The sequence below is a fragment of the Reyranella sp. genome (assembly GCF_004296935.1).
Taxonomy (GTDB): domain Bacteria; phylum Pseudomonadota; class Alphaproteobacteria; order Reyranellales; family Reyranellaceae; genus Reyranella.
This window is the reverse complement of sequence record NZ_SCVH01000105.1, coordinates 54,726-80,499: the sequence shown is the minus strand read 5'-3', so window position 1 is coordinate 80,499 and position 25,774 is coordinate 54,726. Positions and strand designations below refer to the sequence as shown.

The 25,774-nt window shown below is 67.5% G+C and carries 22 protein-coding genes and 1 pseudogene; 13 read left to right on the top strand and 10 right to left on the bottom strand.

What is annotated here, in order from left to right; genetic code table 11:
- Together EPO55_RS15260 and EPO55_RS15255 are read right to left on the bottom strand one after the other, a co-directional pair.
- Positions 1-1,158: pseudogene (locus EPO55_RS15260) on the bottom strand (oligoendopeptidase F); the annotation flags it as partial.
- Positions 1,159-1,211: 53 nt separating this feature from the next.
- Positions 1,212-2,180, bottom strand: a complete 969-nt coding sequence (locus tag EPO55_RS15255) for an NAD-dependent epimerase/dehydratase family protein (RefSeq protein WP_296337806.1) — start codon at positions 2,178-2,180, stop codon at positions 1,212-1,214.
- A gap of 172 nt (positions 2,181-2,352) precedes the next feature.
- Here EPO55_RS15255 and EPO55_RS15250 point away from each other — a divergent pair, with 172 nt between their 5' ends.
- The 8 genes from EPO55_RS15250 to EPO55_RS15215 all read left to right on the top strand — a co-directional run bounded on the left by EPO55_RS15250 (position 2,353) and on the right by EPO55_RS15215 (position 13,490).
- On the top strand, positions 2,353-5,838 hold the full coding sequence (locus tag EPO55_RS15250; protein ID WP_296337805.1) for an indolepyruvate ferredoxin oxidoreductase family protein: 3,486 nt from the start codon (positions 2,353-2,355) through the stop codon (positions 5,836-5,838).
- Positions 5,839-6,013: 175 nt separating this feature from the next.
- Entirely contained in the window at positions 6,014-6,628 is a 615-nt protein-coding gene (locus tag EPO55_RS15245; protein WP_296337804.1) for a tetratricopeptide repeat protein, read from the top strand.
- Positions 6,629-6,645: 17 nt separating this feature from the next.
- Positions 6,646-6,924 (top strand): PqqD family protein, encoded by a 279-nt coding sequence (locus EPO55_RS15240; RefSeq protein ID WP_296337803.1) that lies wholly within the window; start codon positions 6,646-6,648, stop codon positions 6,922-6,924.
- A 10-nt stretch (positions 6,925-6,934) separates the two neighbouring features.
- Positions 6,935-8,023 carry an ATP-grasp domain-containing protein gene (locus EPO55_RS15235; RefSeq protein WP_296337801.1) on the top strand — a complete coding sequence of 363 codons (1,089 nt, stop codon included), beginning with the start codon at positions 6,935-6,937 and terminating at the stop codon, positions 8,021-8,023.
- A complete protein-coding gene (locus EPO55_RS15230; RefSeq protein ID WP_296337800.1) occupies positions 8,020-9,402 on the top strand; it encodes an alanine racemase in 1,383 nt (460 codons plus the stop codon). Before EPO55_RS15235 ends, EPO55_RS15230 begins: the two co-directional genes overlap by 4 nt.
- Positions 9,402-11,570, top strand: coding sequence for an urea transporter (locus EPO55_RS15225; protein WP_296337799.1), 2,169 nt, complete (start codon positions 9,402-9,404; stop codon positions 11,568-11,570). Before EPO55_RS15230 ends, EPO55_RS15225 begins: the two co-directional genes overlap by 1 nt.
- 12 nt (positions 11,571-11,582) lie before the next feature.
- Complete coding sequence (locus EPO55_RS15220) at positions 11,583-12,176, top strand: GNAT family protein (RefSeq protein ID WP_296337798.1); 594 nt, start codon at positions 11,583-11,585, stop codon at positions 12,174-12,176.
- Positions 12,177-12,272: 96 nt separating this feature from the next.
- Positions 12,273-13,490: an LLM class flavin-dependent oxidoreductase gene (locus EPO55_RS15215; RefSeq protein WP_296337797.1), complete on the top strand. Its 1,218-nt coding sequence runs from the start codon at positions 12,273-12,275 to the stop codon at positions 13,488-13,490.
- A gap of 24 nt (positions 13,491-13,514) precedes the next feature.
- Here EPO55_RS15215 and EPO55_RS15210 read toward each other — a convergent pair whose 3' ends face one another.
- The 3 genes from EPO55_RS15210 to EPO55_RS15200 form a co-directional block, all read right to left on the bottom strand.
- Positions 13,515-13,943 carry a type II toxin-antitoxin system VapC family toxin gene (locus tag EPO55_RS15210; RefSeq protein ID WP_296337796.1) on the bottom strand — a complete coding sequence of 143 codons (429 nt, stop codon included), beginning with the start codon at positions 13,941-13,943 and terminating at the stop codon, positions 13,515-13,517.
- Positions 13,940-14,197 carry a hypothetical protein gene (locus EPO55_RS15205; protein WP_296337795.1) on the bottom strand — a complete coding sequence of 86 codons (258 nt, stop codon included), beginning with the start codon at positions 14,195-14,197 and terminating at the stop codon, positions 13,940-13,942. Before EPO55_RS15205 ends, EPO55_RS15210 begins: the two co-directional genes overlap by 4 nt.
- Before the next feature lie 176 nt (positions 14,198-14,373).
- Positions 14,374-14,871: an Lrp/AsnC family transcriptional regulator gene (locus EPO55_RS15200; protein ID WP_296337794.1), complete on the bottom strand. Its 498-nt coding sequence runs from the start codon at positions 14,869-14,871 to the stop codon at positions 14,374-14,376.
- A 119-nt stretch (positions 14,872-14,990) separates the two neighbouring features.
- Between EPO55_RS15200 and EPO55_RS15195 the strand changes: the two genes are divergently transcribed.
- Positions 14,991-15,377, top strand: a complete 387-nt coding sequence (locus EPO55_RS15195; protein ID WP_296337793.1) for a nuclear transport factor 2 family protein — start codon at positions 14,991-14,993, stop codon at positions 15,375-15,377.
- A gap of 5 nt (positions 15,378-15,382) precedes the next feature.
- On the opposite strand, the gene EPO55_RS15190 is transcribed toward EPO55_RS15195, so the two are convergent.
- Positions 15,383-15,901, bottom strand: coding sequence for a GNAT family N-acetyltransferase (locus EPO55_RS15190; protein WP_296337792.1), 519 nt, complete (start codon positions 15,899-15,901; stop codon positions 15,383-15,385).
- 278 nt (positions 15,902-16,179) lie between these two features.
- On the opposite strand from EPO55_RS15190, the gene EPO55_RS15185 reads away from it, so the two are divergent.
- Positions 16,180-17,157, top strand: a complete 978-nt coding sequence (locus EPO55_RS15185; protein ID WP_296337791.1) for a tripartite tricarboxylate transporter substrate binding protein — start codon at positions 16,180-16,182, stop codon at positions 17,155-17,157.
- A 415-nt stretch (positions 17,158-17,572) separates the two neighbouring features.
- Positions 17,573-18,247, top strand: a complete 675-nt coding sequence (locus EPO55_RS15180) for an OmpA family protein (RefSeq protein WP_296337790.1) — start codon at positions 17,573-17,575, stop codon at positions 18,245-18,247.
- Positions 18,248-18,544: 297 nt separating this feature from the next.
- Here the strand turns inward: EPO55_RS15180 and EPO55_RS15175 are convergent, their stop codons facing one another.
- Positions 18,545-19,273 (bottom strand): hypothetical protein, encoded by a 729-nt coding sequence (locus tag EPO55_RS15175; protein WP_296337789.1) that lies wholly within the window; start codon positions 19,271-19,273, stop codon positions 18,545-18,547.
- 137 nt (positions 19,274-19,410) lie between these two features.
- Here EPO55_RS15175 and EPO55_RS15170 point away from each other — a divergent pair, with 137 nt between their 5' ends.
- Positions 19,411-20,343: an adenylate/guanylate cyclase domain-containing protein gene (locus EPO55_RS15170; RefSeq protein WP_296337788.1), complete on the top strand. Its 933-nt coding sequence runs from the start codon at positions 19,411-19,413 to the stop codon at positions 20,341-20,343.
- 221 nt (positions 20,344-20,564) lie between these two features.
- On the opposite strand, the gene EPO55_RS15165 is transcribed toward EPO55_RS15170, so the two are convergent.
- Together EPO55_RS15165 and alaS are read right to left on the bottom strand one after the other, a co-directional pair.
- On the bottom strand, positions 20,565-20,915 hold the full coding sequence (locus EPO55_RS15165; protein ID WP_296337787.1) for a lipoprotein: 351 nt from the start codon (positions 20,913-20,915) through the stop codon (positions 20,565-20,567).
- Positions 20,912-23,590 carry an alanine--tRNA ligase gene (alaS, locus tag EPO55_RS15160; RefSeq protein WP_296337786.1) on the bottom strand — a complete coding sequence of 893 codons (2,679 nt, stop codon included), beginning with the start codon at positions 23,588-23,590 and terminating at the stop codon, positions 20,912-20,914. The genes EPO55_RS15165 and alaS overlap by 4 nt, the downstream gene beginning before the upstream one ends.
- 56 nt (positions 23,591-23,646) lie before the next feature.
- Between alaS and EPO55_RS15155 the strand changes: the two genes are divergently transcribed.
- The gene (locus EPO55_RS15155; RefSeq protein WP_296337785.1) at positions 23,647-24,360 is read left to right on the top strand and encodes a YkgJ family cysteine cluster protein; all 714 of its coding nucleotides are present in this window, start codon (positions 23,647-23,649) and stop codon (positions 24,358-24,360) included.
- A gap of 270 nt (positions 24,361-24,630) precedes the next feature.
- Here EPO55_RS15155 and recA read toward each other — a convergent pair whose 3' ends face one another.
- Positions 24,631-25,704 (bottom strand): recombinase RecA, encoded by a 1,074-nt coding sequence (recA, locus tag EPO55_RS15150; RefSeq protein ID WP_296337784.1) that lies wholly within the window; start codon positions 25,702-25,704, stop codon positions 24,631-24,633.
- Positions 25,705-25,774: the final 70 nt, after the last annotated feature.

Below are 25,774 nucleotides of genomic sequence, written 5' to 3'. Positions count from 1 at the left end.
ATGACGCTCGCCCACGAGCGTCATCACGTCCCGCACCTTGCCCTGGTAGTTGAGCAGCAGGTAGGGATGCGCCGACGGCACCGTGGGATGGGCGAAGGCGCCCGGCGACTTGCCCGGCCGCGCCGGCGCGTCGATCCAGGCATTGTCGAAGAACTTCTTGCCGACCGACGCCAGTTCCGGCGAGAAGGCGCCGTAGGCGTCGAGCACGATCCTGGTCGCCTCGGGCCAGGCGATCACGCGGTCGTCGTGCTCGGGCAGCGGCGCGTTGCGGTCCCAGTAGGGCATCTTCTCGACGCCGAACCATTTGGCCTTGAGCTTGTAGTAGCGGTGCGCGAGCCTGGGATAGGCCGCCTTCACCGACGAGGCCAGTGCATCCACCACCTCGTCCTCGACGCAGTTGCCGAGGTTCATGGCGGACTGCGGCCGCGGATATTTGCGCCAGCGGTCCTCGATCTCCTTGTCCTTGGCGAGCGTATTGGTGAGCAGCGAGAACACCGCGATATTGTCGCCCTGGACCTTGCCGAAGGATTTGGCCGCGTCCTTGCGCACCGTCGCGTCCTTGCTCGACAGCTTGTCGAGGATCTGCGGCTCGGTCAGCACTTCGTTGCGGAAGGGATAGCGCAGCCGCGCGATCGTCTCGTCGAACAAGCGCGACCAGGCGGCGCGGCCGACAACGTATTTCTCGTGCAGTGCCTTCTCGAGTTCGTCCGACAGCGTGTGCGGCCGGAAGGCGCGCAGGTCGCGCAACCACGGTGCGTATTTGGCGAGTTCCGGCGCCTTCATCTTGGCGGCGAGGTCGGCGTCTTCCAGGCGCTTCACTTCCAGGCCGAAGAACAGCAGCTTCGAGCCGATGTCGGTCAGGCTCTCCGACACGTTCTGCGAGAAGCGGCCGCGCTCGGGATCGGCCATGTCGCTGGCGTAATAGAGAGAGGCGTAGGAGCCGATGCGGCCCATGAGGTCCGACATCTTCTCGTAGCGCGCGATCGCAGCCCCCAATGCCTTGCCGTCGAGCCCGGCCACCTTGCCTTCGTAGTCCCGGGCGAATGCCTCGGCCTCGACCGCGGCGCGCTTGAGGTCGGTCTCGAGATCGGGTCCGGTCGGGCTGGAATAGAGGTCGGCGAGGTTCCAGGTCGGCAGATCGCCCAGCATTGCACTCATTCACTCAACTCCTGCTGTCCCCAGAGATGGGGCCGTGCGCCCCTCGGCGCAAGTTACAGGCGATTGTACGTCTTGAACCAGTCGACGAAGAGCGGAATCCCCTGCTCCACCGTCACCTGGGGAGTCCAGCCGAAGTCGCGTGTGGCATCGGCGATATCGGCTGCGGTCTCCTGCATGTCGCCGGGCTCGCCGGGGCGCAGCTCGACCTTGGCCTCGCGGCCCAGCGCCTTCTCGAACAGCGCGACGACATGGACGATGTCCTCGCTCCGCGCCGCGCCCAGATTGTAGACCCGATGGCCCGCCGCGGCCGCCGGCTTGTCGAGCACGGCCAGGGTGCCGGCCACGATGTCGTCGATGTAGCTGTAGTCGCGCTTGATGAAGCCCAGGTGATTGAGCTGGATCGTGTTGCCCTCGTGGATCGCCTTGGCAAAGATATAAGGTGACATGTCGGGCCGGCCCCACGGCCCGTAGACCGTGAAATAGCGCAGCCCCGTCGTCCTCATCCCGTAGAGATGGCTATAAGCCTCGGTCATCAGCTCGTCGGCGCGCTTGGTCGCGGCATAGAGCGATATCGGCCGGTCGACGTTGTCGGTCGTGGCGAAAGGCAGCTTGCGGTTGCCGCCGTAGACCGACGAGGACGAGGCATAGACGAAATGCCGGAGGTCCCTGAGCCCGCGCGCCAGCTCGAGCATCACGAGATGGCCCATGACGTTGGTCTGCACGTAGATATAGGGATCGACCATCGAATGGCGGACGCCGGGCTGGGCCGCCAGATGCACGATGCGGTCGAGATCGCCGTGCTTGCCGGCCAGCGCCGCCATCGCGTCCCGGTCGGCGATGTCGGCTTCCAGGAAGGTAAAGCCCCGGTCCTCGCGCAGCGTCTTGAGGCGGGCGAACTTCAGGATCGGGTCGTAGTAGTCGCTGAAATTGTCGACGCCGACCACCGCCTCGCCCCGGGCCAGCAGGGCCCGCGCGACGTGCGACCCGATGAAGCCGGCGACTCCGGTGACGAGAACAGACATGCGGCGGGTGATTACAACATTTCATTCCCGGGCGACACCGTGAAACGGCGCGCATGATCGGTGGGTCCCGGCACCCTTAAAACGTCATTTTTGCACGGGGCCCGCGTTCCCGATTGCAAGGCGCAAGATTCTGTCGCTACCGTGCCCATATAACAAGTCAAGGAGGTTGCCCATGACAACAGCGGTGACCCTGGATGACAAATACGTCCTCGAAACGGGACGGGTGTATCTCACCGGCACGCAGGCCCTGGTCCGACTGCCCATGATGCAGCGCCAGCGCGACCTTGCCGCCGGCCTCAACACCGCCTGCTACATCTCCGGCTATCGCGGCTCGCCGCTCGGCGGCTTCGACCAGGCCCTGTGGCAGGCCAAGCGCTTCATCAAGAAGAACCACATCGAATTCCAGCCCGGCACCAACGAGGACCTGGCGGCGACGTCGCTGTGGGGCACACAGCAGATCCATCTCTATCCCGGTGCGCGCTACGACGGCGTCTACGGCATGTGGTACGGCAAGGGCCCCGGCGTCGATCGCTCCGGCGACGCTTTCAAGCACGCCAACTATGCCGGCACCTCCAGGCACGGTGGCGTCGTGGCGCTGGCCGGCGACGACCACATGGCCAAGTCCTCGACCGTCGCGCACCAGAGCGAGCCCGCCTTCATCGCCGCCGGCATGCCGATCATCCACGCCGCGTCAGTTCAGGAATATCTCGACTGGGGCCTCCATGCCTTCGAGATGTCGCGCTACTCCGGCCTCTGGGTCGGCTTCAAGGTGCTGAGCGAGACCGTCGACTCCTCCGCTTCCGTCTATGTCGATCCGCACCGCCTCGAGATCCACACCCCGTCCGATCACCACCTGCCGCCCGAGGGCGTGCACATCCGCTGGCCCGACGATTGGCTGGGCCAGGAGAAGCGCGTCTACCAGGTGAAGCTCCCGGCGGCGCTCGCCTACTGGCGCGCCAACAAGCTCGACAAGGTCATGCTCGGCCGCCCCGACGCGCGCTTCGGCATCGTCACGGTGGGCAAGTCCTACCTCGACGTCCGCCAGGCGCTGGACGAGCTCGGCATCGACGACGCCGAGGCCGAACGGCTGGGACTCGCGATCTATAAAGTCGGCATGGTCTGGCCGCTCGAGACCGAGGGCGCGTCGGCCTTCGCCGCCGGCAAGCGCGAGATCCTGGTGATCGAGGAGAAGCGGCCGATCATCGAGCAGCAGCTGAAGGACGCGCTGTTCAACATGGAGGCCGGCCGCCGGCCCGTCGTCGTCGGCAAGCACGACGAGCGCGGCCAGCACCTGCTCAAGAGCGACGGCGAGCTGACGCCATTCGAGATCGCCTCGGCGATCGTCGCCCGCTTCGGCCTCGCCGGCTTGAGCGAGCGCACGAAGCAGCGCTTCGAAGGGCTGAAGCGGCGCGGCGGCCGCCAGGTGCGGAACGAATCCGGCATGGCCCGCGTGCCCTATTTCTGCTCCGGCTGCCCGCACAACAGCTCGACCAAAGTGCCCGACGGCTCGCTGGCGCTGGCCGGCATCGGCTGCCACACGCTGGCCATCGGCATGGAGCGCAACACCAAGACCTTCACCCACATGGGCGCCGAGGGCGCCACCTGGGTCGGCGCCAGCCACTTCACCGACACGCCGCACGTTTTCCAGAACCTGGGCGACGGCACCTATTTCCATTCCGGCCTGCTCGCGATCCGCCACGCCATCGCGAACAAGACCAGCATGACCTACAAGATCCTCTACAACGACGCCGTCGCCATGACCGGCGGCCAGCCGCACGATGGCGACGTCACGCCGTGGCGCATCAGCCGCCAGGTCCGCGCCGAGGGCGTCGACCGCATCGCCCTGGTGAGCGACGATCCGGAGAAATATCCCGTCGGCACCGACTGGGCCTCGGGCGTCACCTTCCATCACAGGGACCAGCTCGACGAGGTCCAGCGCGAGCTGCGCGAGGTGAAGGGCGTCTCGGTCCTGATCTACGACCAGACCTGCGCCGCCGAGAAGCGCCGCCGCCGCAAGCGTGGCACCTATCCCGATCCCGCCAAGCGCGTGCTGATCAACCAGGCGGTGTGCGAGGGTTGCGGCGACTGCTCGACCAAGTCGAACTGCCTCTCCGTCGTGCCGGTCGCCACCGAGTTCGGCTCCAAGCGCGCCATCGACCAGTCGTCCTGCAACAAGGATTTTTCGTGCCTGAACGGCTTCTGCCCGTCCTTCGTCACGGTCGAAGGCGGCAGCCTGCGCAAAGGCAAAGCCGGCAAGTCGGCCGCGGTCGACAAGGCTGAGCCGGCCCTGCCGCCCGCTCCCACGCTCCCGTCCATCGCCGACAAGCCCTATGGCGTGCTGATCACCGGCATCGGCGGCACCGGCGTCGTCACCATCGGCGCCATCATGGGCATGGCCGCGCACCTCGAAGGAAAAGGCGCCACCGTCCTCGACCAGCTCGGCATGGCGCAGAAGGGCGGCGCCGTGATCAGCCATGTGCGCCTTGGCGCCACACCCGAGGCGCTGCACGCGGTGAGGCTGGGCGCCGGCGGCGCCAACCTGCTGCTGGGCTGCGATCTCGTGGTCAGCGCCGGCAACGATTCGCTCGCGCGACTCGAGCCCGGCACCTCGCGCGCCATCGTCAACACGCACGAGACCATCACCGGCGAGTTCACCCGCCATCCCGACATCGCCTTCCCCTCGCATACGCTGAAGCTTTCGATCGAGGCCGGCGCTGGCGCCGAGGCCTGCGATTTCATCGACGCCACGCAGATCGCCACCGCCCTGATGGGCGATTCGATCGCCACCAACATGTTCATGCTGGGCTACGCCTACCAAAAGGGCCTGGTGCCGATCGGCCACGAGGCGCTGGAGCAGGCGATCGAGCTGAACGGCGCCGCCGTCGCCATGAACACCGCGGCCTTCCGCTGGGGCCGCCGCGCGGCCGCCGACCGCGCCGCAACCGAAAAGCTCGCCGCGCCCGCCGCGACGGTCGTTCCCTTCACGCGCATCGCCAAAACGCTCGATGAGATCGTGGCCGTGCGGATGAAGCACCTTACGGGTTACCAGAACGCGGCACTGGCCGGGCGCTACAAGGCGCTGGTCGACAAGGTGCGCGCGGCCGAACAGAAGGCCACCCCCGGCCGCACCGACCTGGCCGAGGCCGTAGCGCGCAACTACAGCAAGCTCCTCAGCTACAAGGACGAGTACGAAGTGGCGCGGCTCTATGCCGATGCCGCCTTCGACGCCCAGCTCGCCGGCCAGTTCGAGGGCGACTACAAGCTCAAGTTCCATCTCGCGCCGCCGCTCTTCTCCAGCCGCGACCCCAAGACCGGCCATCTGATCAAGCAGGAGTTCGGCGCCTGGATGCTGCCGGCTTTCAGGATGCTGGCGAAGCTGAAGGGCCTGCGCGGCTCAAAGCTCGACATCTTCGGCTACACGCAGGAGCGCAAGACCGAGCGCGCACTGATCGGCCAATACGAGGCGCTGGTGGCCGAGCTGCTGCAAACGCTCTCCCCCGCCAACCACGCGCTCGCCGTAAAACTCGCCGCCATCCCCGACGATATAAAGGGCTACGGCCACATCAAGGACGCGCATCTCGAGAAGGCCAGGAAGAAGGAAGTCGAGCTGCTGCACCAGTGGCGCAACCCCGAGGCGATGAAGGCCGCGGCGGAGTGAGGACGCTGAGGCGGGTCCGGCCGGATCGCCTCCGCCACACCCTGCAATTGCGACCTTTTTCGACCGTCCGCCGCGAAAAAATAATGCATCTTCGGGGATGCTAACAGTCAGTCCCCCGTAAGCTCCCATGAATATAGGCTGCACAAGAAGACGGAAGCAGGGAGCTGAGCGGACAATGAATACGATCTATCGCTGGATGGCGCCGCTGGCGCTCATCCTCGGCACAGCCGTTGTGCCGGCATCGGCCCAGAACCAGGCCGCTTTTTCGACCTCCTACACCCTCGAATACGAGATGAAGTACGACCGCGCGGCAGAGGTTATCAAGAGCCTCGCCGACAGCGGCCACGAGTTCGCCCGGTTGCGCCTGGGCTGGCTCGCCTACCTGGCCGGCCGCTACAACGACTCGCTCAACCACTACAACCTGGTCCTGCGGGCCAACCCGAACTCGATCGACGGCCGGCTCGGCCTCACCCTGCCGCTGCTCGTCCAGAAGCGCTGGCAGGAAGCAGCGACCCAGGCCCGCCAGGTGCTGGCGACCTCGCCATGGGACTACACCGCCCACGCCCGCCTGCTGGTCTGCGAGGAAGGGCTGAAGCAGTGGCCGCAGCTCGAGGCACATGCCCGGGAGATCTCGACCATGTGGGGCTCCGACGCCAACGCTCTGGTCTACCTCGCCCGCGCACGTGTGGCGCAGGGCAACATCGCGGGCGCCCGCCAGGCCTACGCTCAGGTGCTGGAGCGCATTCCCCAACACGCCGAGTCGCTTGCGTTCCTGAAGAAAAACTCCTGATCACCCCGGGGGCACCCATGTCTGGCAACGCATCCTCGGTCGGCGGCAGCGCGCTGCTGCCGGCCGATCTCCTGAAGCGACTCGCCACCAGCGAGAGCGGCTTCATCTTCGATCCGGCGAGCGGCGACAGCTTCACCGCCAACGCCTCCGCGCTCGCCATCATCCGGCTCGCGACCACCGAGTCGAGTCCCGCGCGCATCGCCGAGCTGCTGGCCGAGGAGTTCGACGTCTCCCGGGTCCAGGCCGAGCGCGAGGTCGTCGAGTTCGCCTCCGTGCTGCGCCAGGCGCTGGGCTAGGCCGCGCATCATGAGCACCAGAACGCTGACGGTCGCGATCACCGGCATGAATGCGCGCGCCGACAATCCGGGGCCCGGCGTCGCCGTCGGCCGCTGCCTCGCCGAGTCCGGCCGTGACGTGCGGCTCGTGGGTCTCGCCTACGAATTGCTCGACCCCGGCCTTTATCTCGACGGCCTCTTCGCCGCGACCTACATGTTGCCCTACCCATCGGCGGGCGAGGCCGCGTTCCTCGAGCGCCTGAAGATCGTGCACGAGGAGCAGCGGATCGATGTGCTGATCCCCTGCCTCGACGCCGAGCTGCCGGCCTGCATCGCACTCTCCGACCGGCTGGCGGCGATGGGCATCCACACCTTCCTGCCGACCGCCGACCAGTTCGCGTTGCGCGCCAAGGACCGCCTGGCCGAGGCGGCCAAGGCAGCGGGCGTCGAGATGCCGAAGACGGCGACCATCAGCAACCCGGCGTTCTTCCGCACCTGCACGCAGGACGGCTGGACCTATCCGCTGGTGGTGAAGGGCTGCTTCTACGATGCGGTCGTTGCCTACGACGCGCAGCAGGCGATCGCGGCCTACCACCGCATCGCCGCACAGTGGGGTCACCCGGTGCTGGTCCAGCGCCACGTCGCGGGCGAGGAGTACAATCTCTGCGCCATCGGCGACGGCCATGGCGGCATGCTCGGCCCGGTCATGATGAAGAAGCGGGCGCTCACCGACAAAGGCAAGGCCTGGGCGGGCGTCTGCGTCTCCGACCGGGCGATCGAGGACGCCTCGGCGCGCCTCATCGCGGCGCTCAAGTGGCGCGGCCCCTGCGAGATCGAGGGCGTGCGCAGCCGCACCGGCGAGTTCCGCCTGCTCGAGATCAACCCGCGCTTCCCGGCCTGGGTCTACTTCACCCACGGCGTCGGCCGGAACCTGCCGGCTGCGCTGCTCGACCTGATCGACGGCGGCCTGCCGCCGGTCTTCGCCGCTCCCAAGGTCGGCACCATGTTCATCCGCTATGCCCAGGAAGTCGTCGTGCCGCTTTCCGCCTTCGAGCATGTCGTGACCGAAGGCGGCCGCACGTCGAATGCCACCTCGCCTCGCGAAGGAATCCCCGCATGACCGTTGCCGCCCGCAAGCCCTGGCACAAGCCAGTCCTCACGCCGCATCGCGCCGGCGGCCCCAACAAGTTCGGCAACACGCGCACCCGGGCCTTCCGAACCGAGATCGACGGCGTGTCGATCGACAGCCTGCTCGAACGCTACGGCTCGCCGCTATTCGTTCTGTCCGAGCACCGGCTGCGCGAGAATGCCCGCCGCCTGCTGCGCTCCTTCCGCACGCGCTATCCGCGTGTCCGCTACGGCTGGTCCTACAAGACCAACTACCTGAACGCCGTCTGCAGCACGCTGCACCAGGAAGGCGCCTGGGCCGAGGTCGTCTCGGAGTTCGAATACGACAAGGCCCGGTCGCTCGGCGTGCCGGGTTCGCGCATCATCTTCAACGGCCCGCACAAGCCCAGGAAGGCGCTGGAGCGCGCCGCGACCGAGGGCGCGCTGATCCATCTCGACAATCTCGACGAGCTGTTCCTGCTGGAAGACGTGGCACGCAGCCTCGGCCGCACCATTCCGGTGGCGCTCCGGCTCAACTTCGACACCGGCTACCACGAGGCGTGGAGCCGCTTCGGCTTCAACGTCGAATCTCAGGCCGCTCACGACGCCGCCCGCCGCGTCGCCGCCGCCGGCCTGCTGAAGCTCACCGGCCTGCACAGCCATATCGGCACCTTCGTGCTCGATCCCCGCGCCTACGCCGCGCAGATCAAGATCATGGCGCAGTTCATGGAATTCGCCGAGAAGGAGACCGGCGCGCACATCGAGTATCTCGACATCGGCGGCGGCTTCGCGTCGCGCAACGCACTGCAGGGCATCTACCTGCCGCCCGACCAGGCCGTGCCTTCGATCGAGCAGTACGCCGAGACCATCGCGCAGGCGATGATGGAGGCCGTGCGCGGCCGCAAGGACTGGCCGTGGCTGATCCTTGAGAGTGGCCGCGCCGTGGTCGACGATGCCGAGTCGCTCGTGACTTCGGTGGTCGGTTCCAAGCGCCTGCCCGACGGCCGCAAGGCCATGATCCTCGATGCCGGCGTCAACCTGTTGTTCACCGCCTACTGGTATCACCACGACTGCCAGCCGACGCGCCTGATCGACGGTATCCCCGAGGAGACGGTGCTGTACGGCCCGCTCTGCATGAACATCGACGTCATGCGCCATTCGGTGTGGCTGCCGCCGCTCGGCATCGGCGACTCGCTCGTGTTCAATCCGGTCGGCGCCTACAACAACACGCAGTGGCAGCAGTTCATCGAGTACCGGCCATCGGTCGTGATGGTGCACGAGAACGGCGAGGTCTCCGAGGTCCGCACGCCCGACACGCTCGCCACCATGCTGAGCCAGGAGCGCCTGCCCGAGGTCCTGCGCAACCCGTTCCCGCAAGGCATGCCCGACTGATGCTCCCGGCCCTGTTCGGCACCGCGCACCGCCAGCTGAAACCCTACCTGCGCGGCTATGCGGCCGTGCTGTTCTGCAGCCACGATCTCGCGGGCCTGCTGATCCTGGCCGTCACCTTCATTCGGCCCGAGGTCGGTGCGGCCGGCCTGCTGGCCGCGATCGTGGCCCATCTCACGGCGCGGCACCTGCGCTATCCCGAGGTCGAGCAGCCGCCGGAGATCTACAACGCCCTGCTCGTCGGCCTGGCGTTGGGCGCGATCTGGAAGCTCAATGTCCTGCTGGTCACGGTGCTCGTCGTCGTCGGTGCCCTCACGGCGCTCGCCACCCACGTGCTGGGCGTCTGGCTGTGGCGGCTGAACCGCCTGCCGGTGATGAGCCTCACTTTCGTGCTGATGATGTGGGCGCTGCTGCTGGCAGCGCGCGACGTCGAGGTTCTGGTGGCGCTGCGCCACGATCCCTTCCCCGCCTTCTCGCCGAGCTGGCTCGACGATTTCTTCTCTGCCCTCGGCTGGTTCCTGTTCACGCCGCATCCCGTCGCCGGGCTTGCGATGTTCGTGGCGCTGCTGATCTCGTCGCGCTATCTCGCGCTCCTCTGCGTCGCGGGCTACGCCGTCGGCACGCTCTCGCTCTGGCTGGTCGGCTCGGCCGTGCTGCCAGGCGTCGTCGGCTTCAACTTCATGCTGGCCGCGATGGCGGTGGGCGGCCTTTTTGCCTTCCCCGACAGGGTCAGCTTCCTGTGGGGCATGTTCGCGGCCCTGGTCGCGGCGCTCATGGTGGCCGCCATCGCAGCCCCGCTTGGCCGCCTGCACCTGCCCGCCCTCGCCGCGCCCTTCCTCCTCGCGAGCTATCTCCTGATGGCGGGCCTCTCCTCGCGCCCCGCCGGCCGCAGCCCCTATCTCCTGCTCGAGAACCCGGCGCTGCCCGAACGGAGCCTGCTTGCGGCCAAGCTCGCGAAGGCGCGGCTGGGAGCACCCGGTTCCTATCCCGTGACGCCACCCTTCTTCGGCGCCTGGAAAATCTCGCAGGGCATCGACGGCAGCCATACCCATCGCGGCCCGTGGCGCGACGCCTTCGACTTCGTGGTGGTCGACGAACGCGGTCGCAGCTTCCGCGGCGAGGGCGCGCAGCTTGCCGACTACTACGCCTTCGGCGCGCCGGTCCTCGCGCCGGTCTCCGGCATGGTCTGGCAGGCCGACGATCGCATGGCCGACAATGCCCCGGGCGAGGTCGATGCCAGGAGCGGCCGCAACTTCGGCAACCTGCTGCTACTGCGCACGGCCGACGGCGTCTTCGTGCTGGTCGGACACCTCAAGCAAGGCAGCCTGCACGTCAAGCCCGGCGCCTGGGTCGAGGCCGGCCAGATCGTCGCCGCCTGCGGCAATTCCGGCCGCTCGACACAGCCGCATCTTCATCTGCACGTCCAGACCCTGGCCGACCTCGGCGCGCCGACGCGGCCGCTGCATCTGCGCAGCGTCACCGTCCAGACCGACCTTGGCGAGGCGCCCGACTTCCGCCTCGCCGCCCAGCCGGACGAAGGCCAGCTCGTCTCGGCGGCGCTGCGCGATGGGCGGCTCGCCGAGGCCGTGCACCTGCCCGCCGGCCGCACGCTCACGCTGGAGTCGGACGGCGGCGCGCGTCACCGGCTCACCGTGGAGCTCACTCTGCTCGGCCAGTTCCGTCTCGCCGGCGGCACGGGCGCCTCGGCCGCCTTCGAGGAGCGGCCCGACATCCTCGCCTTCTTCGATCGCCAGGGTCCGCGCGACCGCTGCCTCGACGCCTGGCTGCTGGGCGCGGGCCTCACCCCGCTCTCGGCCAGCGCGCGCGCCTGGTCGGATGCGCCCAGCGTCGAACTGGCGCCGCTGCCGCCGGTGCTGCGGCTGGCGACGCTGCTGTTGCGCCCCTTTGGCGCCGCGTTCGACAGCCGCTACCGCCGCGACTGGGATGCCGCCAGCGGCACCTGGCGCCAGAGCGGCACGCACCGGCTGACGCTGCTGCCCGGCCTCGCGATCGAGGCCACGACCGAAGCGGTGATCGACGCCCGCTCCGGCGTGAGCGAGGTCGCCGTCGCCTGCCACGGCCGCACGCGGCGCTTCACGGTGCGCGAGACCGGCACGGTGGGCGATGTCGGCGTGGCGCCGACGGTGCAGGCGATCGGCAAGGCAGGCTAGGATCGCGACCCGATGCCCGCAGACCCTGCCGAGTCCAACGTCGAACCGGTCGAGACCCGCCCCTTCCCCGCGCTCTCGACGCCGCGCCTCACGCTCCGCGCCTTCACCGAGGCGGACACGCCGGTCTTCAGCGAGCTGCTCGCCTTCTACATCGTGACGCGCTTCAGCGACTGGCCCGACGCGCCGCCGCCCGATCGGTGCGCCGCCGCCGTGAAGCGCATGATCAGCTCCTATCCCGAAGGCTGGGGCTGCGCCTGGGCGATCGAGGAAACGACGTCGGCCACGCTGATCGGCGCGATCCGCCTCAACTACATCATCAAGGGCCCGCGCGTCGGCGGCATCGGCTACGAGCTGCATCCCGGCTTCTGGGGCAAGGGGCTGGCCACCGAAGCGCTGCACGCCGTCGTCGCCTGCGCGCACGGCTTCTTCGAACTGAACCGCCTCGAGGCCTGGACGCTCCCCGGCAACGACGCGTCCGACCGCGTGCTCGCCAAGTCAGGCTTCGCCCACGAAGGCACGATGCGCCAGAAAGGCTACTTCAAGGGCGCCTTCCACGACTTCAGATGGTTCGGGCGGGTGAAGGACGATCCGGTAGCGCGGCCCTAGGACCCGGCCGTCACGTCTCTACCAGCGAAACGCCGTTCCGCCCCCTCTTGCACCAGCCTGATTTGCGGGCATCCTCTCTCCAGCGGAGGAAGCCCCATGAAATTCGGAATCTTCTACGAGCTGCAGCTGCCTCGTCCCTGGAAGGACGGCGACGAGCACCGGCTCTATCAGAACGCGCTGAACCAGATCGAGCTCGCCGATCGCCTGGGCTACGACCATGCCTGGCAGGTCGAGCATCACTTCCTCGAGGAATATTCACACTCGCCCTCGCCGGAATCCTTCCTGGCCGCCGCCAGCCAGCGCACCAAGAACATCCGCCTGGGCCACGGCATCTTCCAGGTGACGACCAACCACCCGACGCGCGTCGCCGAGCGCGTGGCCACGCTCGACCTCCTGTCCAACGGCCGCTGCGAGTTCGGCATGGGCGAGAGCGCCTCGATCACCGAGCTCGAACCGTTCGGCGTCACCATGGAGAACAAGCGCGAGATCTTCGAGGAGGCCGTGCGCGCCATCCTGCCCATGTTCAAGGACGGCCCGAGCGAACACGCGGGCAAGACCTGGAACATTCCGCTCCGCATGGTGGTGCCCAAGCCGATGCAGAAGCCGCACCCGCCGCTCTGGGTCGCCTGCTCGCAGCTCCAGACGCTCACCAAGGCCGGCGAATGGGGCATGGGCGCGCTCGGCTTCCAGTTCGTCTCGGCCGATGCCGCGCACGCCTGGGTGCACGCCTACTACAACGCCTTCGTGAAGCGGCAGAACAAGCTCGCCGACTACCGAACCAACCCCAACATCGCGCTGGTGAGCTTCTTCATGTGCGCCAAGACCGACGAGGAAGCGCGCGCCCGCGCCGACGGCGACACCTTCTTCCAGTTCGCGCTCCGCTTCTACGGCCAGTCGGCCGACCGCCGCCGGCCGGCCGCCGGCACGGTCAACATGTGGGAAGAATACGAGAAGTGGAAGAAGGCCAACCCCGAGCAGCACGCGGCCTCCCTGCGCGGCGGCCTGATCGGCTCGCCGGAAACCATCCGCCGCAAGCTTAAGAAGTTCCAGGACTCGAACATCGACCAGGTGGTGCTGCTGAACCAGGCCGGCAAGAACCGGCACGAGCACATCTGCGAATCGCTCGAGCTCTTCGCGAAAGAGGTCATGCCCGAGTTCCAGGCGGCACATCCCGACCTGCTCAAGTGGAAGGAGAAGGTGCTGAACCGCGAGATCGTGCTCGACGAGATCGACACCACCGCCTTCACCGACCGCTACGGCGGCACGATGAAGGCGATCGCGCCGGCGGCGCAGGGTGTGCGCGCGGCGGAGTGAGGATCGCGTTGCGGGTTCCCGCCTTCAGGCGCCCGTCTGGCGCCACGGATCGATGACCTCAAAGGGCAATCCTTCGAAATCCCTCACATTGCGCGTGGCCAGACTCGCGCCCGTCGCGGCGACGATGCCCGCGATCATCATGTCGGAGGGCTGGGCGCCCAGTCCCGCGGCCTGACGCAGGGCGCGAAATCGTCCCGCCTCCCGCGCGGCAATGTCGTCGAGCGGCAAGACCGCAAGAGCAGACCCGTCGCCGACATAATCTTCAAACCGCGCTTCCAGCGCCGCCCTGCGGCGGCCGTCGGCGAGGCGGTGCAGCCCATAGGTGATCTCCGCAACGCTGATCACCGTTGTCGCGAGCGTGGTGTCACCCAGATGCGAGAGCCAGTCTCGCATGGCCGGATCCGGATGAGGCTTCATCAATTCGGAGATGACGTTCGTGTCGAGAACGATCATCGGCGTGGCGTGGTCCCGTCGAGCCTCGGCGCGTCCCGATCGCCGCTGCGCGCCGGCAGGTCCAGTTTGACGCCCTTCTCGCCTTTGAACAGTTTGCGGGACAGATCCCACAGCGCCGGCCCGGTGATGCCGCCAACGGCGCGCCGAAGGATGATGCGGGCTTCCTCCTCCATCGAGTGGCCGTGCTGGGCCGCGCGCACGCGAAGGCGCTCCTTCATGTCGTCATCGATATTGCGAATGGTGAGACTGGCCATGAAGAGCCTCCTTTCTGCTCGGGATCCAAAATAGCAGAATGAGATCATTGATTGCAATGCAATCAATTTTGATCGGTTTCAACCCGACAAAGGGACTTTGAACAATCCCCGCCTCAAGCAGCAGGAGTGGCTCCCGCCGCTCGCACGGCCGCAAAGCTGAGTTTGCAGAAAAATTGTTACCGCCCCGGGGGCATTGCCCCCAAATGCCCCAACGGCAACGGCGCCCCCGCCTTCAGGGTCTGGATCGCGATGTTGCTCCTGACCTCGCGCACCAGCGGCAGGTTGAGCAGCTTGCCCACCAGGAAGCGCTGGTAGGCGTCGAGGTCGGGCACGGTGACTTCCAGCAGGTAGTCGGCCTCGCCCGCGATCATGTGGCAGGCGATCACTTCCGGGAAGGCCACGACCTCCTCCTCGAAGGTGGTGGCGCGGTCGTCGGCGTGGCCCTCGATCTTCACGCCGACGAAGACCGTGAGGCCGAGGCCGATGCGCTTGCGGCCGAGCATGGCGCGGTAGCTTTCGATGTAGCCGTCGCGCTCCAGCCGGTTGACGCGGCGCAGGCAGGGCGACGGCGAGAGGCCGACCTTCTCGGCCAGGTCGACATTGCTGAGGCGGCCATCGTCCTGCAGGGCGGCCACGATGCGGCGGTCCAGGGCGTCGAGGTCTTCGTTTGGCATCTTCTCCCTCTCGTGCGCTCCTGAGCGCAATATCCTGCCAACGGATAGGCCTTCTGGAGGCGCAATAGCAAGGACATGCCGGCGCCAGCCGCGCGACCCTGCGCGCAAAGGAGAACCTGATGACGCCGGAAAAAGAGACCCAAAGCTTCGCCATCCCCCAGGCCATCGCCGAAACCCTAAGCCGCTACATCGATGGCGCACGCAGCGGCGACGTCGCGCTGCTGCGTTCCGCTTTCACCGAAGGCGCCCGCGTGAGCGGCAGCTACAGCGGCAAGCCGGTGAGCTGGTCGTTGCAGGAATTCTGCGACGCCGTCGCCAAGGGCGGCGCGGCGCCGGGATTGGAAGCGCGCGTCGTGTCGATGGAATCTGCCGGCGGCGCGGCGATGGCGCGCCTCGAAGCGCAGAACTGGCGCGGCACGCGCTACACCGATTTCTTCGTGCTCGTCCGGCAGGGCGACGGCTGGCGCATCGACAGCAAGGTGTTCTTCGCCCACGCCAGGGCCTGAGGGCCCTAGGTTGAAGGTAGCGTGAGCGCCACGGCCATCAGAAGCTCGTCATAATAACGGCCGCCCTGCTTCAGGGAATGAACTTCATGGCCATAGGCGACAAATCCGCAGCTGCGATAGAGCCGCTGGGCCGCTTCATTGTCGCTGACGACGGCCAGTTGAACGAGCTCGACCCTTTCGCGCGCATGATCGAGCACCGCCTTGACGAGGCTCTTGCCGGCGCCGGTCCCCCGCGCAACGGGGCGAACGTACATGCCCCACAGATAGCCCTTGTGAGCCTGCTTGGTGCCGGCCTGGCGGCGAAAGCCGGCGACGCCGACAAGGTCCGCTTCGACGAAGGCGCCGAAGACGTCCGTCTTCGCGAGAGTCTCCCGGAAGTAGTCCAGAGGTTGCGAGCCCTCCTGCTCGAAGGAACTGCCGAAGGCTTCCGAAGACAATTTTAGCGCTTCCAGCCGGATCTCCCGGTACGGAGCCGCGTCCTCCGGCATCAGACGGCGGACCCGGGCTTTCGAATTGTCTGCCATTCTGTTTCCCGGCCCGTGTTCGCCCCAGTGCTTCGCCGATCGTACCCGATGACGTCGTCCCCTGACATCGCCCCTCGTGACGTGCAGCGATGGCGCATGCCGGCGGCACCCCGACGGCGGCCCGATTCCGCCGCGCAGCGAAATGGCGCGATGTGTCAGGCGCCAGGAGGCGGCCTTGGCCTCTTCCGCCTCCTCGCAAGACGGATGTAGGCTGTTCCCGTAGGGCGTCCAGTAGAGTTGCGTATCCGGGTCATCGCGCAAACTGTGGAGGCAGCCTCATGAAATTTCCCCGCCGCTCATTCGTGCATCTGGCCGCAGGTGCCGCCGCCTTGCCAGCCCTGCCCGGCATCGCGCGGGCGCAAGCCTATCCGTCACGGCCGGCACGCATCGTCGTCGGCTTTCCCGCCGGCGGGGCGACCGACATCATGGCGCGCCTGATGAGCGACTTCCTGACGGAGCGCCTCGGCCAGCAATTCCTCGTCGAGAACAAGCCCGGCGCCAGCGGCAGCATCGGAACCGAGATGGTCGCCAAGTCACCCGCCGATGGCTACACGCTGCTGCTGACCGTGACGCCGAATGCGATCAATCCCGCGCTCTACACCAATCTCGGTTTCGACTTCATCCGCGACTTCGCGCCGGTCATCTACCTCGCGCGGCTGGCCTACGTCGTCGTGGTTAATCCGTCGGTCCCCGCCAAGACGCTGCCCGAGCTCATCGCCTATGCCAAGGCCAACCCGGGCAAGATCAACTACGGATCGGCCGGCCAGGGCACGCCGCAGAACATCACCTGCGAACTCTTCAAGATGATGACCGGGGCTAACCTGGTCCACGTCCCCTACAAGGGCGGCGCGCCGGCGGTCGCCGATCTGCTCGCCGGCCACGTCCAGGTGATCTTCGCGCCCATCTCGGAATCGATCCCGCAGATCAAGTCCGGCAAGCTGCGCGCCTTGGCGGTAACGCCCGCGGCCCGTCTGGACGTGCTGCCGGACGTTCCGACGATTGCCGAGTTCGTGCCGGGCTACGAGGCCAGCGGCTTTGCCGGCGTCAGCGTGGCCAAGGGCACCCCGGCCGACATCGTCGATCTGCTGAACAAGCAGCTCAACGCCGCCCTCGCCGACCCCAAGATCAAGGGCCGGATCGTCGAGCTGGGCGGCACGCCGACCGGAGGCAGCCCGGCCGAATTCGGGAAGATCGTCGCGGAGGCCACCGAAAAGTGGGCGAAGGTCATCAAGGTCGCCGGCATCAAGGCTGAATAGCGGCCAGCAGGCCCGGCAACCTTCCGGCGATTACAGGCGTTTCATCGCCGGAGCACGACGCTCCAGGAGCACGACGCTCCAACCGACCCGTCCGCGGATGTACCGGCGGGTCGAGGCCCGCCCGGCTTTGCCGTTGCGGGCCTTTTGTTGTCCTCTCCTGTCATGTCCATGGCCCTGCAACCATCGCCCTCGTCCGGCGTTGTCCACGACAGGGCCCGTATCTTTCGGACATCCCCCCGATGTGCGATGGGCCCGGAGCCCGCCCGGCCTACGATTGGGCGGGCTCCACCTTCGCCAGGCCGGCTCTCTCCACTCAAAACGCGCAGCCTCCGGGAACCTTGCCCGAAATGAGGCGTTTGACCTCTCAGTGACCGGGTCTTTCAGACTCGGTCCGCAACCTTGAGGGGATTCACTCATGCTAAAGAAGCTGCTCGTTGCCGGTATCGCCGCGTTACTCTTGGGGGCGTGCGATAGCCCGCCGCCACAGGCAGCTCCGCCGCCTCCGCCGCCGCCGCCGCCGACCTCGTTCATGGTGTTCTTCGATTGGGACCGTTCGAACCTGTCGGCCCAGGCGGTGAGCACGATCCAGCAGGCCGCCCAGGCCTACAAGACGCGCGGCAGCGCCCGCGTCACCGCCACCGGACATACCGATACGTCGGGTCCCGAGGCCTACAACATGGCGCTGTCGCTCCGTCGCGCCAACACCGTGAAGGACGCTCTCGTCCAGAACGGCGTGCCGGCCCAGTCGATCTCCGTGATCGGCCGCGGCGAGGCATCGCCGCTGGTCGCCACCGGCGACGGCGTGCGCGAGCCGCAGAACCGTCGCGTCGAGATCGTGATGGACGGCCAGGTTGCCGTCCCGGCGATCTTCCGCGATCCGGCGGCCTACTGTAAGGCGCTGAGCGACAAGTGGCGCCAGTTCCGTACCGCGCGGACCGATACGCCGGAAGCCGCCGCCATCGCCCAGTGCGAATCCGGCCGCTACGCCGAGGGCATCGAGACGCTCGAGAAGGCTCATATCGACAACAAGCTGCCGCTGCCGGCGCCGGGCTACCGTTGGCCCGGCCAGCCCTACACGGCGCCTTACTAGGCCCCTGCATCACGGAAGAAAGGCGGCCGACAGGCCGCCTTTTTTCTGTCTGCGCTCAGGATCTCGTCCCCAGTCATCCAGAGCGTGATGACTTCAGGTCCATCTCGCAAGCAATCCTCATGCTGAGGAACGAGCGCAGCGAGTGTCTCGAAGCATGGGCCACACGGACCACGTCTGTCAGCCACCCTTCGAGATGGCGCTGCGCGCCTCCTCAGGGTGAGGTGGCAGGGTGAGACAGACCTAGGCTCATCTCGCTCCAGGGCGGCGAAGAAGCGACCTGTTCTCGTCGGAAAAATTCTACTTCCCGGCCACGATCCACGCCTTGATGCGCTCGACGGTCACCGCCTCGATGCCGTTGTAGCCATGATAGGAGTACGCCTCGCAATCGTCGCCGGTCGAGATGCCGCCCTCCATCTCGATCGTCTCGGTGCCGTAGCTCGCGCGCGATGATGCGCTGGACGACGGTTTGGTGACGCGGCAGGCGTCCATGCGGTGATAGACGACGAGGTGGCGGCTCTTGTATTTGCGCGGATCGAAGCCCGCGATGCCGTTCATCGACGAGGTATGGACGAAGCCCGCCACCTGTCCGTCGAGCGGCGCCGCCAGCAGCATCGTCGCCTCGGTGCTGCGGCTGGTACCGATCACGTAGATCGCGACCCCGCCGTAGCGGCGCTGGAGATCCTGGGCGATCGCCAGAATGCGCGCCGGCGTCGAAGTCGCGTCGGTCGAGGCGGCGACGAAGCGGCCGTCGGCGAACAGCTCGCGCGAGCGGATGAGGAAATTGCCGCCGAAGCCGAACGCCAGCTTGCCGTTCTGCATCCGGGGATTCATCACCCCCGAGCCGCCCGGCATCAGGATGACGGCGTAGGCCGGTGTGCCGCCTTTGGTCGTGAGCACATAGGGAACGGTCTCGCCGCCGGCGGTGCGGGCCGACGTCACCAGTTCGTCGCGCGCCCAGGCAGGTTGCGTGAGGGCGGCGGGCGCGAGGCTGCACAGCAGGAACAGCAAGGGAAGCAGGGCTTTCATGGCGAAACTTTCCGTCAGGCGCGGCGCTCCGGCAAGGGCCGGGAACCGGCGGCTCCCCGGCGGCGTTAGCGTGGTGCCCGGGTGTCCGCATGGTCGCTTCAGGAAATGACGAAGACACCGCCGGAGAACGTCCCGACATGGAAGCGCCGCCGCTCGAACGCAAGCTGATCGCCATCCTCGCCGCCGACATCGAGGGCTACAGCCGCCTGATGGGGACCGACGAGGAAGGCACGCTGGCGACGCTGTCGGCGCACCGCGCCGTCACCGATGCGCTGATCGCGCGGCATGCCGGGCGGATCTGCGGCACCGCCGGCGACAGCATCCTGGCCGAATTCGCCAGCGTCTTCGCCGCCGTCGATTGCGCCGTCGAGATCCAGCGCGACCTCGGAGTGGCCAACGCGGCCCTGGCCGCAGACAAGCGCATGCATTTCCGCATCGGCATCAATGTCGGCGACGTCATGGTGAAGGACGCCGACATCTTCGGCGACGGCGTCAATATCGCGGCCCGCCTCGAGGGGCTGGCCGAGGCCGGCGGCATCTGCATCTCGCGCGGCGTGCGCGACCACATCCGCCACAAGGTGCCCTACGGCTTCGCCGACCTGGGCGAGCAGACGGTCAAGAACATCGCCCAGCCGATCCGCGTCTTCCGCCTGCTGCCCGACGCCGCCGATGGCGACGCGGAGAAGCCGCCGGCGGAACAATTGTCGGTCGAGACGCCGCCGGCCGAACCGACGCCCTCTGAACCGACACAGGCCGAGCAGCAGTCGGTCGAGATCGTGTTCTGGGCGTCGATCAAGGAGAGCGTCCGCCCCGCCGACTACGAGGCCTATCTCGAACAGTATCCCGAGGGCAGCTTCGCCACCCTGGCGCAGACCCGCCTCGACGAGTTCGCCTCGGCCCAGGGCGGCATGCGCGATCCGCAGGACCGCGAGGTCGAGCTGGCGTTCTGGGATTCGGTGCGCGAAAGCGACAACCCGGCCTCGCTCGGCGCCTACCTGGAGAAATATCCCGAGGGCGAGTTCAAGGCCCTGGCCGAAATCCGCCTCGCCGAGATCAAGGCCGCGCCATAGCGGCGGCGCCCGACTCGCTCCGCCGCGCACTCGCCGGCCCGCCCAAGCGGCACACGCCGGGCCGACTGCGCGTCGCCTTCCTGCGCCAGCTCGGTCGCTGGGGCACCATCAGCCAGGCCGAGTCCGATCCGTTCCCGATGTTGTGACGGCGGATCAAGGGCTTGGCCCTCTCCTTCTGTGTCGCCGATCGACTCAGGATGGGAACGCCCGATGTCCGGCGGCTACCAGCTCAGCTTGGGGAAGATCGAGGTCTTCTTCGGCGTCCAGCCGCGGTTTTCCATGCAGCTCGCGAGCAGCCGGTCGAAGTTGTTGGTGTAGCCCTGGTTGGCCATGGTCGTGTAGAGGCCCTGCTGGCCGAAGCGCTCGCGCTCGCCCTCGAAGGTGGCGCGACGCTGGTCCTCGATGTTGCGCTCGCTCTGCGCGGTCTGGCGCACCTGCGCCCGACAGGCCTGCTCGTCCTTGGCGTACTGCGCTGCCTGGGCGTCGTCCTTCGGCAGGCCCTTCTGGCCGCAGCCGCCAAGCAGCAGCGCTGCGGCGACGAGGGGCGCGATCAGGAGAGCGAACCGCTTCATTTCACGCCCGCGGCGCCGACCGCCGCCTCGATGGCCTTGAGCGCATCGGACGCCTTGGCCGCGTCCGGCCCGCCGCCCTGGGCCATGTCGGGCCGGCCGCCGCCGCCCTTGCCGCCCAGCGCCGCGACGCCGGCCTTGACCAGCTCGACGGCGCTCAGGCTCTTCGAGAGCTCATCGGTGACGCCGACCACGGCCGAGGCCTTGCCGTCCTCGATGCCGATCAGCGCGACCACGCCCGAGCCCAGCTTCTTCTTGAACTCGTCGGCCATGCCCTTGAGGTCCTTGCCCGGCACGCCGTTCAGCACGCGGCCGATCATCTTCACACCGCCGACGTCGCGCATCTCGTCGGCCGCGGCATTGCCCGCGCCCGAGTCGGAGCCGGCGAGCGCCAGCGCCTTGCGGGCGTCGGAGAGTTCGCGCTCGATGCGGCGCTGGCCCTCGACCAGCGTGGCGAGGCGCGCCGGCAGGTCCTCGGGCCGCGTCTTCAAGGTCGCCGCGGCTTCGGCCAGCAAATCGGCCTGGTGGCGGACATACAATTCGGCTGCAGCGCCGGCCAGCGCTTCTATGCGGCGCACGCCGGAAGAGACCGCGCCCTCGCCCACGATCTTGAACAGGCCGATGTCGCCGGTGCGGCGCGCGTGCGTGCCGCCGCAGAGCTCGACCGAATACTTCTCGCCGCCTTCCATATGGGGTTCGCCGCCCATCGAAAGCACACGCACTTCCTCGCCGTACTTCTCGCCGAACAGCGCCATGGCGCCGGCCGCGATCGCCTCGTCGGGGGTCATGAGCCTGGTCTCGACCGCCGAGTTGTGGCGGATGCGGTCGTTGACCTCGTCCTCGATCCTGCGCAGCTCCTCGGCCGAGACCGGCTTGGTGTGGCTGATGTCGAAGCGCAGCCGGTCGGGCGCCACCAACGAGCCCTTTTGCGTGACGTGTTGGCCGAGATGGCGGCGCAGCGCCTCGTGCAGCAGGTGGGTCGCCGAATGGTGCGCGCGCAGCTGGGCGCGGCGGATCGGGTCGATGGTCATGACCAGGTCGTCGCCCACCTTGAGCTCGCCCTTCTCGACCGTGGCGTGATGGGCATGAAGATCGCCCACCATCTTCTGCACGTCGCTGACCGAGGCCTCGTTGGCGCCGCTCGCCAGCCGGCCGGTGTCGCCCTGCTGGCCGCCCGACTCGGCGTAGAACGGCGTCTGGTTGGCGACGATCCAGCCGGTCTGGCCGGCCTTCAGGGACGGTACTTCCTTGCCGTCGACCACGATCGCCTTGATCTGGCCCTCGGCGCGCTCGGTGTCGTAGCCCAGGAACTCGGTGGCGCCGGCCTTCTGGCGGATGTCGAACCAGATCGCCTGGTCGGCGGTGTCGCCCGAGCCCGCCCAGGCGGCGCGCGCCTTGGCGCGCTGCTCGTCCATCGCCACCTCGAAGCCCGCATTGTCGACCTTGATGTCACGCGCGCGCAGCACGTCCTGCGTGAGATCGAGGGGAAAGCCGAAGGTGTCGTAGAGCTTGAAGGCGACGTCGCCCTTGAGCGTGCCGCCGGCGGCCATGCTCCGGGTCTCGTCCTCGAGCAGCTTGAGGCCGGTGCCGAGGGTGCGCTTGAAGCGCGCCTCCTCGAGCTTCAGCGTCTCGGTGATCAGCGGCTGGGCGCGCACCAGTTCGGGGAAGGCATCGCCCATCTCGTGCACCAGCACCGGCACCAGCTTCCAGACGATCGGGTCCTGCGCCCCCAGGATGTGGGCGTGGCGCATGGCGCGGCGCATGATGCGGCGCAGCACGTAGCCGCGGCCCTCGTTCGAGGGCAGCACGCCATCGGCGATCAGGAACGAGGTCGTGCGCAGGTGGTCGGCGATGACCTTGTGCGAGGCGCCCTGCGGACCGTCGGGATCGACCCCGGTCTCGTGTGCCACCGCCTCGATCAGGGCGCGGAACAGGTCGATGTCGTAGTTGTTGTGCTTGCCCTGCAGCACCGCGGCCAGCCGCTCCAGCCCCATGCCGGTGTCGATCGAGGGCTTGGGCAGCGCCTTGCGCTCGTCCTTCGTCACCTGGTCGAACTGCATGAAGACCAGGTTCCAGATTTCGATGAAGCGGTCGCCGTCCTGGTCGGGACTGCCCGGCGGGCCGCCGGGGATGCCTTCGCCGTGGTCGTAGAAGATCTCGGTGCAGGGCCCGCACGGGCCGGTCTCGCCCATCGCCCAGAAATTATCCGAGGTGGCGATGCGGATGATGCGGTCCTCGGGCAGGCCCGCGATCTTCTTCCAGAAGCCCGCCGCCTCGTCGTCGGTATGGAACACCGTGACCAGCAGCTTGTCCTTGGACAGGCCGTAGTCCTTCGTCAGCAGGTTCCAGGCGAGTTCGATCGCCCGTTCCTTGAAATAGTCGCCGAACGAGAAGTTGCCCAGCATCTCGAAGAAGGTGTGGTGGCGGGCGGTGTAGCCCACGTTCTCGAGGTCGTTGTGCTTGCCGCCGGCGCGCACGCATTTCTGCGACGTGGCGGCGCGCGCATAGGAGCGCGTCTCGAGGCCGGTGAAGACGTTCTTGAACTGCACCATGCCGGCGTTGGTGAACATCAGGGTCGGGTCGTTGCGCGGCACCAACGGGCTCGACTCCACGATCGCGTGGCCGTTCTTGGCGAAATATTCTAGGAAGGTACGGCGGATATCGCTGACGCTTTGCATGCGGGCCTTGTAGCGTGCGCCTGCTGCCCAAGTCCAGAACAGGGAACCGTCCGGAAATGGCCGCCGAGGCCCATTCTACCGCCACTCTGAGGCTCACCGTGGGCGATCTCCGGATCGTCCACCCGATCACCGTGCCCTCTAGTCCGGTGGCCGCGGCCGACATCGTGCCCGCACTGCAGGGGCTGGTGAACGCGGTGGTCGACGCGGCCGAGGCGGGCCTCAAGAAGAGCGGAGAGACGATCTCCTGCCGCAAGGGCTGCGGCGCCTGCTGCCGTCAGCTCGTGCCGGTCTCGCGCACGGAGGGAGAACGGTTGCTGGCGCTGATCGAGGCCATGCCCGGGGAACGCCGCGCGACGCTGCACGCCCGCTTCGCCGCGGCCGAGGCGGCCCTCGACGGTGCCGGCCTCGCGGCGCGCGGACAGAAGAGCGACCGCGAACTGTCGCTGGCCTACTTCGCGCTCGCCATCCCCTGCCCGTTCCTCGAGGAGGAAAGCTGCTCGATCCATCCGGAGCGGCCGCTGGTGTGTCGCGAGTATCTCGTGACCTCGCCGGCCGAGCTCTGCGCCGGCCCGGCCCAGGAAGGCGTGACGCCGGTCGCCGTGCCCAAGGTGTCGATGGCCGCGCGGAGCCTGCAGGACGAGAGCGAGGACTGGTTTCCGCTCGCCGGCCTGATGGCGTGGGCCGCGACCCGCCCACGCAAAAGCGTGCGGCGGACAGGACCCGAGTGGGTACAGCGTTTTTTGAGCGCCATCGGCGCTCGAAAAAGGTGAGCGTCAGCGCTTGTAATCAAGCGCGAGAGCTCACGCCGTGCAGAAAAGACGAAGGCGCCTGCCATATTCATTCTGCGCCGTGCGGGCTCCCGCGCTTGATTACAAGCGCTGACGCCCGCCCCACTTTCTCGCCCGCGCCTGGGCGCGGGCGAGAAAGTGGGCGGTGTTGCGCGTGGGGGAGCAACACCGCCCGGGGACCCGAGACAGGGGATCGGGGCCGCTAAGACTCTTTAATTTCGACTGAAGCCCATGAGGGAGACGACGAGGCGACTATTCGTCGTCGTCTTCCTTGTCGTCCTTGCCGCCGTCCATCAGGGCGTTGGCAAGAATGCCGGCGTTGGCGCGGATCTTCTGCTCGATCGCATCGGCGACCTCGGGATGGTCGCGCAGGTACTGCTTGGCGTTCTCGCGGCCCTGGCCGATGCGCGTGCCGTCGTAGGAGAACCACGAGCCCGACTTCTCGACGATGCCGGCCTTGTCGCCGAGATCGATCAGCTCGCCGACCTTGGAGATGCCCTCACCGTAGAGGATGTCGAACTCGACGACCTTGAACGGCGGCGCCACCTTGTTCTTCACCACCTTGACGCGGGTCTGGTTGCCGACCACCTCGTCCTTGTCCTTGAGCGCGCCGATGCGGCGGATGTCGAGGCGCACCGAGGCATAGAATTTGAGCGCATTGCCGCCGGTCGTGGTCTCGGGGCTGCCGAACATGACTCCGATCTTCATGCGGATCTGGTTGATGAAGATCACCAGCGTGTTCGACTTGGAGATCGAGCCGGTGAGCTTGCGCAGCGCCTGGCTCATCAGGCGGGCATGGAGACCCGGCAGCGAATCGCCCATCTCGCCCTCGAGTTCGGCGCGCGGCACGAGGGCCGCCACCGAGTCGATGACCAGCACGTCGATGGCGCCCGAGCGCACCAGCGTGTCGGCGATCTCGAGCGCCTGCTCGCCGGCGTCGGGCTGGGAGATCAGCAGGTTGCCGATGTCGACACCCAGCTTCTTGGCGTAACCGGGATCGAGCGCGTGCTCGGCATCGATGAAGGCGCAAGAGCCGCCCTTCTTCTGGGCTTCGGCGAGAACGTGCAGCGCCAGCGTGGTCTTGCCCGAGCTTTCCGGGCCGTAGATCTCGATGATGCGACCCTTGGGCAGGCCGCCGATGCCCAGCGCGATATCGAGGCCGAGCGAACCGGTCGAGATCGATTCGATCTCCACGGCCTCGCGCTGGCCGAGTTTCATGATCGAGCCCTTGCCGAAGGCGCGCTCGATCTGGGCGAGCGCGGCATCCAGCGCCTTGTTCTTGTTTTCCATGCCTTCTTTTTCGACCACTTTCAGCATCGCCGACATTGGCTCTCTCCTCGTTGTCCCACGGCCCTGTCAGGAGCAGCAATGCGGATAAGTCCGCAGCGGGTAGAGC